At 73.7% G+C, this 6,342-nt stretch carries 7 protein-coding genes; 5 read left to right on the forward strand and 2 right to left on the reverse strand.

Annotation, left to right across the window (positions count from 1 at the left end; all coding sequences use genetic code 11):
• Both A6Q79_RS14225 and A6Q79_RS14230 read left to right on the forward strand, forming a co-directional pair.
• A partial coding sequence (locus A6Q79_RS14225; protein WP_317698654.1) for a LiaF domain-containing protein occupies positions 1-609 on the forward strand: 609 nt, incomplete at its 5' end.
• Between the two features lie 41 nt (positions 610-650).
• Positions 651-938 carry a hypothetical protein gene (locus A6Q79_RS14230; protein ID WP_286689148.1) on the forward strand — a complete coding sequence of 96 codons (288 nt, stop codon included), beginning with the start codon at positions 651-653 and terminating at the stop codon, positions 936-938.
• A gap of 3 nt (positions 939-941) precedes the next feature.
• Here A6Q79_RS14230 and A6Q79_RS14235 read toward each other — a convergent pair whose 3' ends face one another.
• Both A6Q79_RS14235 and A6Q79_RS14240 read right to left on the reverse strand, forming a co-directional pair.
• Entirely contained in the window at positions 942-1,967 is a 1,026-nt protein-coding gene (locus A6Q79_RS14235; protein ID WP_286689147.1) for a glycerophosphodiester phosphodiesterase family protein, read from the reverse strand.
• A gap of 26 nt (positions 1,968-1,993) precedes the next feature.
• Positions 1,994-2,635 carry a hypothetical protein gene (locus tag A6Q79_RS14240; RefSeq protein WP_286689146.1) on the reverse strand — a complete coding sequence of 214 codons (642 nt, stop codon included), beginning with the start codon at positions 2,633-2,635 and terminating at the stop codon, positions 1,994-1,996.
• 125 nt (positions 2,636-2,760) lie between these two features.
• Between A6Q79_RS14240 and eat the strand changes: the two genes are divergently transcribed.
• From eat to eutC, 3 genes are all read left to right on the forward strand, one after another.
• A complete protein-coding gene (gene eat, locus A6Q79_RS14245) occupies positions 2,761-4,191 on the forward strand; it encodes an ethanolamine permease (RefSeq protein WP_286689145.1) in 1,431 nt (476 codons plus the stop codon).
• Positions 4,188-5,597 (forward strand): ethanolamine ammonia-lyase subunit EutB, encoded by a 1,410-nt coding sequence (locus tag A6Q79_RS14250; RefSeq protein WP_286689144.1) that lies wholly within the window; start codon positions 4,188-4,190, stop codon positions 5,595-5,597. The genes eat and A6Q79_RS14250 overlap by 4 nt, the downstream gene beginning before the upstream one ends.
• Positions 5,594-6,342: ethanolamine ammonia-lyase subunit EutC (gene eutC / locus A6Q79_RS14255; protein WP_317698655.1), on the forward strand; the 749-nt coding region annotated here is incomplete at its 3' end. The genes A6Q79_RS14250 and eutC, both read left to right, overlap by 4 nt.

Below are 6,342 nucleotides of genomic sequence, written 5' to 3' on the forward strand. Positions count from 1 at the left end.
GTCCGGCCCGAGCCGCCCCGCCGCCCACGTGAGCCCTACAGCTGGGTCCCGACGCTGCTGGGCCTCTCGCTCACGGCGATCGCCCTCGCCGTCCTGCGCCTCACCGTCGCCCCGGACTGGCCCGCGTACGTGGCGCTCGCGCTCACGACGCTCGGCGCGGTGCTCGTGCTGAGCACCTTCACGCGCGGCGGCGGACCGCTCGTCGTCCTCGGCGTGGCCCTCCTCCCGCTGCTCGCGCTCGCATCGGTGCTGCCCACCCTGCGGGTCGGCGAGCAGGTGGTGCGTCCCACCTCGGCGGCCCAGGTCCAGAGCGACTACGAGCACGGCGTCGGCCGGTTCGAGCTCGACCTCGACGCGGTCTCCGACCCCGACGACCTCGTGGGGCGCACGATCCGCGTGCGGGCCGGGATCGGCGAGACGTCCGTCTGGGTGCCCGAGGGCACCCCGGTGGTGGCCCGGGCCTCGGTTGACGCCGGGGACCTCGAGATCCTCGACACTCGACGCAGCGGCGTCGGCCAGCGGGTCGGAACGTCCGGCGGCTCCCACCCCGACGCCCTCACCATCGTCGTCGACCAGTCCCTCGGCCGCGTGGTGGTGGACGCGCGATGAACAGCCCCGCCCACGGTACGACGACCCACGACAGGAGCACCATGAGCGCCCCCGAGCCCGACCTCGACCCGACGAGCGCGACGACCACCAGCTCCCCTCGCCGCCGCGTCCACCCGTTCAACACGTTCTTCGGGCTGCTGTTCCTCGCGGCGGCCGGCTCGTGGCTGGCCGACGACCAGGGCTACCTCCAGGGCGTCGAGCTGGGCCGGTTGGTGGCCGTCGTCCTGATCGTGCTCGGCGGTCTCGGGCTGCTGGCCACGATCGTCGTGGGACGTCGCGCACGACGAGGCCGCCACCCGGTCCAGGAGCCGGTCCCGGACGACGTCTGAGACCTAGTGGCCCGCCAGCCACGCCTGGCGGGCCGCGACGGCCGTGGCGGCGTAGTCGGAGAAGACCCCGTCGACCCCGGCGTCGAAGAACGCCCGGTACTCCGCCGCGGCGTCGCCGGCGGCGGCACGGTCGGTGCTGGTGCGGAAGTCCGCGGGCAGGAAGTTGTTCTCGTCGCGCATCGTCCACACGTGCACGAGCAGCCCGGCCGCGTGGGCGCGGGCCACGAGCCCGGTCTCACCGTCGAGCCAGTGGCCCGTCCGCCGGGCGATCACGAGGGTCTTGTTGGGGCCGATCCCGTCGACGTGCTCGGCCAGCTCGGCCAACGCCGCGCCGGTCGTCAGGTCGGCGTACCTGCGCGGGTCGCCGGTGGACTCGAGGTCCCAGGGTGCGCCCTTGCGGTCCATGAGCTGCACGAGCGTCAGCGGCGTGCGTGGGCGCAGACCGCGCAGGTTCCCGGTCTCCATCGACTGGACGACGACCGGCACGTCGGCGTCGGCGCGGTTGAGGTCGGCCCTCTCCAGCACGTCGAGCAGCAGGTCGTCGAGGTCGAGCCCGCGCTCGCGGAAGTAGCTCGGGTGCTTGGTCTCCACGTACACCCCGACCCGGCGGGGCGCCTGCCGCGCGATGTCGACCACCTCCTCGAGGGTGAGCACCTCCTCGGTGCCGGCGAGGGCGAGGTTCTGGGGCCGCAGCTGCGGAAGACGCTCGCGGACCCGGAGCGTCTTGACCTCGGCGAGCGTGAGGTCCTCGGTGAACCAGCCGCTCGTCCACACGCCGTCGACCCGCTTGGTGGTGCGCCGGTCGGCGAGCTCCGGGTGGTCGGCGACGTCGGTGGTGTGTCCGATCTCGTTCTCGTGCCGCACGACCAGGTGACCGTCGCGGGTGGCCACGACGTCGGGCTCGATGTAGTCGGCACCCTGCTCGATCGCGAGCAGGTACGACCCGCGGGTGTGCTCGAGCCGATGGCCGGGCACGCCGCGGTGCCCGATGACCGTGGGGACGGGTGGCCAGGACGCCGGACCGGTCATCGGCTCAGGACTCCAGCGGGACGGGCTCAGAGCGACCCGGCGATGGCGGCGACCGCGGTGAAGAACGCGAGCAGCGCCGAGATCGGCACGGACCACAGCGTCGCGATCGTGATCGACACCGTCGTGCCGATCTTCGGCGGCACGAACCAGCGGGCCCGCGGGAGGTCGTCGACGCCGTCGATCCAGCGGCCGGTCATGCCCACGCCCGACCACACGCCCTTGAGCCGTGAGACGAAGCGCAGTCCTCCGCCGCCCGCGATGCTGGTGAGCGCTCCCCGGGCCTCCTCGACCCTGTCGGACAGGCTCACCGCGATGCCGAGCTCGGTGGCCAGCTGCTCCGGCTCCTCCACCGCGCGCAGCAGGCGCAGACGCCGCACCGCGAACGCGACCGGCGCCAGCGCCACCACCAGCGCGACGACCGCGAGCACCGTGCCCGTCGTGCCGCCGGCGGCCAGCCCGAGGACGACCGTGGCGACGAGGAAGGGTACCGGCGCGAGGGCGAGCACGAGCGAGGGGACGCGCAGCAGCCGGACGGTCGGGACGATGACGGTCACGGCCCGCCGCGCCGCGTCCTCCGTCTGGCCGTCGACCCGCGCGGTCGCGCCGTGCACGGCGCGGTTGGTGCGGTCACGCCAGCTGCGTCGTCGGGGTCCCTCCTGCGTCGCCATGACCCCAGCCTAGACGTCGCTCCCACCTGGGCCTCGCCCGTAAGCGCGCGGCAACATCCGGGCAACACGGCCTCACTAGCGTCGTGCTCCGGTCGCACGACGCGGCGCGGGACGAGGGAGCACCCATGACACAGCAGCACGAGACTCCGGTGACGTCGGGCTCCGGCGCGAGCGCCCAGGAGTACCTCGAGAAGCGTCAGCTCCGACGCGGCACGGCCGGCTGGGTCCTGCTCGCCGGACTGGGCGTCAGCTACGTCGTGTCCGGCGACTACTCCGGCTGGAACTTCGGCCTCGCCGAGGGCGGGTTCGGCGGGCTCGCCATCGCGACCGTGGTCGTCGCGGCCATGTACCTGGCCCTCGTGCTCGGCATGGCCGAGCTGTCGTCGTCGCTGCCCGCCGCGGGCGGTGGCTACACGTTCGCCCGACGCGCCCTCGGCCCGTGGGGCGGCTTCGCCACCGGGACCGCGATCCTCATCGAGTACGCCATCGCCCCGGCGGCGATCGCCACCTTCATCGGCGCCTACGTCGAGTCGCTCGGCCTGTTCGGCATCACCGACGGCTGGTGGGTCTACCTGGCCGTGTACGCCCTGTTCATCGGCATCCACCTCGCCGGCGTCGGCGAGGCGCTCAAGGTCATGTTCGTCATCACCTCGGTCGCGCTCGTGGGCCTCGTGGTCTTCGCCGTCGCCGCGCTCGGCGACTTCGACGTCTCGCGCCTGACCGACATCGCGCCGACCGGCGCCGCCGGTGCGTCCGAGCTGCTGCCCTTCGGCTACCTCGGCATCTGGTCGGCGATCCCCTTCGCGATCTGGTTCTTCCTCGCGGTCGAGGGCGTGCCGCTGGCCGCCGAGGAGACGGCCGACGCCGAGCGGAACGTGCCGCGCGGCATCATCGCGGCGATGGCGGTGCTGCTGTTCACGTGCGTGCTCGTGCTCGTGCTCGTCCCGGGCGCCGGGGGCGCGGAGGCGATGTCGTCGTCGGGCAACCCGTTGGTGGAGGCCCTCGGCGGGGGCGCCGCTGCCACGGTCGTGAACTACATCGGCCTGGCGGGGCTCGTGGCCAGCTTCTTCTCGATCATCTACGCCTACTCGCGGCAGCTCTTCGCCCTCTCGCGTGCGGGCTACCTGCCCACGTCGCTCTCGGTGACCAACCGACGCAAGACGCCGACCCTCGCGCTCGTGGTGCCGGGCGTCATCGGCTTCGGCCTGTCGCTGACCGGTGAGGGGGCGCTGCTGCTCAACATGGCGGTGTTCGGGGCGGCGCTCAGCTACGTGCTGATGATGGTCAGCCACGTCGTGCTCCGGGTGCGCGAGCCCGACATGCCCCGGCCCTACCGGACGCCGGGCGGCGTGCTCACGACCGGCTTCGCGCTCGTGGTCGCGGCGCTCTCCGTCGTGGCGACCTTCCTCGTCGACAGCACCGCGGCACTGTGGTGCGTGGGCGTCTTCCTCGCCTTCATGGCCTGGTTCGGCCTCTACAGCCGTCACCACCTGGTGGCCGCCTCCCCCGACGAGGAGTTCGCCGCGCTGGCCCGCGCGGAGGAGGACCTCGGGTGATCCGGCGGCACACGCTCGGCGGTCGGACCTACACGTTCGACGGGCTCGTCGACCTGATGGCCAAGGCCACGCCCGTCCGCTCGGGCGACCAGCTGGCCGGCTGCGCGGCCGAGTCCGACGCCGAGCGCGCGGCGGCCGCGTGGGCCCTCGCCGACGAGCCGCTCACCACGTTCCTGCAGGAGCAGGTGGTGCCGTACGAGAGCGACGAGGTGACCCGGCTCATCGTCGACACCCACGACGCCGAGGCCTTCGCGCCGGTGGCCCACCTGACCGTGGGCGGGTTCCGCGACTGGCTGCTGGCGACGGCGACGCGTCCCGACGCGGCCGCGACGCTCACGGCGGTCGCCCCGGGGCTCACGCCGGAGATGGTGGCGGCCGTCTCGAAGTTGATGCGCAACCAGGACCTCGTGCTGGTCGCGCAGGCCGCGCGCGTCACGTCGGCCTTCCGGACGACGATCGGCCTGCCCGGACGCATCGCGACCCGACTGCAGCCCAACCACCCCACCGACGACCCGGCCGGCATCGCGGCGGCGACCCTCGACGGTCTGCTCATGGGCTCCGGCGACGCCGTGATCGGCATCAACCCGGCCACCGACTCGCCCCAGGCGACGGCGCGGCTGCTGCACCTCCTCGACGACCTGCGCCAGCGCTTCGACATCCCGATGCAGTCGTGCGTGCTCTCGCACGTGACGACGACGGTCGACCTGATCGAGCAGGGCGCGCCCGTCGACCTGGTGTTCCAGTCGGTGGCGGGCACCGAGGGCGCCAACGCGTCGTTCGGGGTCGACGTGCGCCTGTTGCTGGAGGCCAACGAGGCGGGTCGCTCCCTCGGACGCGGCACGGTCGGCGACCAGGTGATGTACCTCGAGACGGGTCAGGGTTCGGCCCTCTCGGCCGGCGCCCACCTCGGCACCGGTGGTCGTCCGGTCGACCAGCAGACGCTCGAGACCAGGGCCTACGGACTCGCCCGCGCCCTCGACCCGCTGCTCGTCAACACGGTGGTCGGCTTCATCGGGCCGGAGTACCTCTACGACGGGAAGCAGATCGTGCGGGCCGGCCTCGAGGACCACTTCTGCGGGAAGCTGCTCGGCCTGCCCATGGGGGTCGACGTCTGCTACACCAACCACGCCGAGGCCGACTCCGACGACATGGACACGCTGCTGACGCTGCTCGGCGTGGCCGGCGCGGCGTTCGTCATCGCCGTGCCCGGCGCCGACGACGTGATGCTCGGCTACCAGAGCCTGTCCTTCCACGACGCGCTCTACGTGCGGCAGGTCCTCGGGCTCAGGCCGGCACCGGAGTTCGAGGCGTGGCTCGCCGGTCTCGGCATGGCCGACCCGCAGGGTCGTGTGCTGCCCGTCGACCTCGACGCCTCGCCCCTGCTGTCGATCGCGAGCGGGGCGTGAGCGGCGGCGACGCCCGCACGCCCGACGTCGCGGCGAGCGACCCGTGGTCGGGCCTGCGCCGCACCACGCAGGCGCGGATCGGGCTGGGGCGGGCCGGCAGCTCCTTGCCGACGCGGCGCGAGCTGGAGTTCCGGGCGGCGCACGCCGCTGCTCGTGACGCCGTGCACGAGCCGCTCGACGTCGACGCGCTCGTCCCTGGCCTCGATGCACTCGGCCTCGGTGCCACGCGACGGGTGCGCAGCCTGGCCGAGGGTCGCGGCGAGTACCTCCGACGTCCCGACCTCGGGCGGCGCCCCGCGTCGCTCGACGGCCTCGACGCGAGCGGCGACGCCGACGTCGCCGTCGTGCTGGCCGACGGCCTGTCGCCGCGGGCGGTCGCCGAGCACGGCGTCGCGCTCGTGACGGCCCTCGTCGACGCGCTCGGCACGGGGTTGCGCGTCGCCGCCCCGGTGGTCGCCACCCAGGCACGGGTGGCGCTGGGCGACCACGTCGGCGCCGCGCTGGGCGTGCAGACGCTGCTCGTCGTCATCGGCGAGCGCCCGGGCCTGTCGGTCGCCGACAGCCTCGGGGTCTACCTGACGCACGACCCTCGCCCCGGGCGCACCGACGCCGAGCGGAACTGCATCTCCAACATCCACCCGCCCGACGGTCTGGGCTACGCGGCGGCGGCGCGGGTGGCTGCCGCGCTCGTCGACGGCTCCCGGCGTCTGGGCCGCTCCGGCGTCGCGCTCAAGGACTCCTCGGC

This window comes from Aeromicrobium sp. REDSEA-S32_B7 (genome assembly GCF_001626145.1).
Classification (GTDB): domain Bacteria; phylum Actinomycetota; class Actinomycetes; order Propionibacteriales; family Nocardioidaceae; genus Aeromicrobium; species Aeromicrobium erythreum.

What these genes read in the sequence shown, in the direction of transcription:
- A6Q79_RS14240 (WP_286689146.1), bottom strand. Translation starts at nt 2,635, where the DNA reads ATGGCGACGCAGGAGGGACCCCGACGACGCAGCTGGCGTGACCGCACC.
- A6Q79_RS14235 (WP_286689147.1), bottom strand. Translation starts at nt 1,967, where the DNA reads ATGACCGGTCCGGCGTCCTGGCCACCCGTCCCCACGGTCATCGGGCAC.
- A6Q79_RS14230 (WP_286689148.1), top strand. Translation starts at nt 651, where the DNA reads ATGAGCGCCCCCGAGCCCGACCTCGACCCGACGAGCGCGACGACCACC.
- eat (WP_286689145.1), top strand. Translation starts at nt 2,761, where the DNA reads ATGACACAGCAGCACGAGACTCCGGTGACGTCGGGCTCCGGCGCGAGC.